Consider the following 2,962-nt stretch of genomic DNA (forward strand, 5'->3'; position numbering starts at 1 on the left):
CCAACCACACCGCCCGGGTCGCCGGCTCCGGGCCACTCGACCCCGGCACCGACACCCTGGTCGGCAACCCCGTCCTGTCCTGGCCGATTCCCGTGACCCGGCTCGCGCAGCTGCCGGACGGGCTGCGCGCCGCAACCGTGCTCGCCGCCCGCACCGTGCCGACCGCGAGCGAGCTGCGGAAGCTCGCCGCCGCGCACGCCGACCTCGCCCACACCTGCGGCCGGCTGCTCCCCAACCAGCTGACCGAACTGAAGGACAGCTACACCGACCGGGCCGCCGCCTACACCGACCTGGCCGGCGCGGCGAGCCGGGTCGCCAGCATCCACCGCGGCCGCGGCGGCCTGGTGCTGGTGCAGACCGCCGAACTCACCCGGCTGCTGCACCACGCGACCGCGACCAGCCCTCGTGACGTCGTGGCAGGGGTGCTGGCCGACCTGGACACCGCCTACCCGGTGTTCTCCGCCGCCATGGCCGGCCGGGTCACCCACGGGCTCCGGTTCGGCGCGTACCTGGTGCCGCACCCGCACACCCTGGAGCACCGGTGGGAACACGCCCGGCCCGGCCACCCGGCCGCCGCCCGACTGCACCAGGCGGCCACCCGGCTCAAGGTCGGTGACCGCACCGCCGACCAGCGCGCCGCCGACCATGCCGCCAGCCTGCGCCGGCCCGGCCGCCCGCCCGCGCTCACCCCCGACCAGGTCATCACCGCCCGGCAGCTGCTCCACGACGGTGACCGCACCCAACGACAGGTCGCCGACCACCTCGGTGTCGGCCTGTCCACCCTCAAACGCGCCCTCCACGCCACCGCCGCCCCCGGTGACCACGCCGACGACGTCCACAACGACCGGGCCGGCACCACCGACCCACCGCCCACGCCCACCCGAGGCGCGCTGACCACAACCGTGCTGCGACAGGCCCGCGAGCTCACCGGCTGCGGGCACACCCTCCTGCAGGTCGCTGACCAACTCCAGGTCGGCGTCGACACGCTGCGGGCCGCGCTGCGCGACCCCACCGAACCCTGTTCGCCGGTCGCCGACCCCGCCCGCCATGCCCTCGCCGCCGCGCTGGCCGGGCAGCCGGTGAGCCGCCGCCCCGTCACCCCAGGCCACCCGGTCCCCACCGGCCGGACCATCCCACCCCCAGCGAGGCAGCAACCATGACCACCAGCAGCGACAGCACGAGCAGCAGCGGCGGGCGCGCCGAGCCCGGCACCATGATCGTCTTCACCCCCCAAGGCCGGGCCGCCCTCGACCGGCTCGCCGCCACCCTCACCGCCGGCTGCGACAGCAACAGCAGCCTCGACCAGATCGCCGGGGTGCTCGAGCAGGTGCTGCACGCCCCGTTGGACGACCTCGCCGCCGCCCTCACCCCGACCCCCGCGTCGACAGGGTTCCGGCCGCCCGCTCTGCGGCGCGACACCATCGGCCGGGCCCGCTCCCGGGGGTGACCCGGTGAACTGGCAGCACCCGGACCGGCCCCAACCGGCCCGCCGGCCGAGACCGGCGCTGCTGGTGCTGGTGCCGGCCGGCGCCCTGCTGGTGGTGGCCCTACTCGCCGCGTGGGTGGTGTCCGGGACACCCGGCGGCACCGTGGCCGCCGCACCCCCATCCCCCACGAGCACGCCGACGGCAGCGCGGACACCCGTGGCGGCACCGGCGGCGACGGTCACCGTGACCACGGCGCCGGCACCCGGACCCACCATGTGGCGCACCGTCACCGCCACCCCCCGGCCCGCGGTGCGCACCGTCACCGCCGCACCGTCCCCGCGCCCCGTGCCGACCCGCACCGTCACCGCCACCCCCGCGGTGCCGACCCGGACCGTCACCGCCGCGCCCGCTCCGGCGCGCACCCTGATCGCGCCGCCGGCACCCCAGCCCACCGTGTGGCGGACCGTCACCGCCGCGCCGGCACCCCAGCCCACCGTCACCGTCACCTCGACCGCCACGGCCACAGCAACCGCGACCGCCACGGTCACTCTCACCGCCACCCCGACGCCGTCACCATCGCCGTCGCCGACCAGCACGACCCCCGCCCCGACCGCCCCGACCCCGAGCCCGGCGCCCAGCCCGAGCCCGGCGCCGGCGGGGGCACCGGCCCCACCCCGGCCGGTCGGGTTCGTGGTGGCCAGCTATAACGTGCTCGGCCACAGCCACACCACCCCACGCGGGACCCGGCCGTCCTGGGCGGCCGGCACCACCCGGATCCGGTGGGCGATCCGGCTGCTGCGCCGGCACCGGGTCGACGTGGTCGGGCTGCAGGAACTGCAGGACCCGCAGTGGCGGATGCTGCGCCGCCACGCCCGCGAGTACCGGGTGTTCCCCGGCCCCCGCGGCGCCCGCGGCCCCCGCGACACCGACAACGCGATCGCCTGGCGGCATACGGACTGGCGGCTGGTGCGGGCACACACGATCCCGATCCCGTACTTCCACGGCAACACCCGGCGGATGCCGGTGCTGGTGCTCCGCCACCGGCCGACCGGCCGGCAGGCGTGGTTCGCCAACTTCCACAACCCGGCCAGCCTGCCCTGGCTCGAATCGCAGCGCCGCTGGCGGCAGCAGGCGCTGCGCCGGCAGGCCGAGCTGGTTCGCCGGCTACACCGGAACCACGACTTCCCGGTGTTCGTCACCGGCGACATGAACGACCATCATGCCTACTACTGCCCGTTCACCCGGGCCACCGGCATGACCGCCGCCGCCGGCGGCACCACCACCAGCACCCGCTGCACACCGCCCCGCAGGGCGAAGATCGACTGGATCTTCGGCTCCCCCGGCGTCCGGTTCCACGACTACACCACCGTCACCGGGCCACTGGCCCGCAAGACCAGCGACCACCCGCTGATCCACGCCCAGGCCCGGCTCCCCGGCGACCGGTGACCCCCACCACCCCGCACCCGCTGGCCAGGTCACAGCCCGGCACCCCAGGGTGTGGCAGGTGCACCACGCAGAAGGGTCGATCGACCACG

The 2,962-nt window shown here is 76.4% G+C and carries 3 protein-coding genes; all 3 read left to right on the forward strand.

The features are described 5' to 3' along the window. A partial coding sequence (locus VF468_30415) for a helix-turn-helix domain-containing protein (GenBank protein ID HEX5882600.1) occupies positions 1-1,160 on the forward strand: 1,160 nt, incomplete at its 5' end. Continuing rightward, positions 1,157-1,447 (forward strand): hypothetical protein, encoded by a 291-nt coding sequence (locus tag VF468_30420; protein HEX5882601.1) that lies wholly within the window; start codon positions 1,157-1,159, stop codon positions 1,445-1,447. The genes VF468_30415 and VF468_30420, both read left to right, overlap by 4 nt. Positions 1,448-1,451: 4 nt before the next feature. Next, the gene (locus VF468_30425; GenBank protein HEX5882602.1) at positions 1,452-2,873 is read left to right on the forward strand and encodes an endonuclease/exonuclease/phosphatase family protein; all 1,422 of its coding nucleotides are present in this window, start codon (positions 1,452-1,454) and stop codon (positions 2,871-2,873) included. Positions 2,874-2,962: the final 89 nt, after the last annotated feature.

It is taken from the genome of Actinomycetota bacterium (genome assembly GCA_036280995.1).
Lineage (GTDB): Bacteria > Actinomycetota > CALGFH01 > CALGFH01 > CALGFH01 > CALGFH01.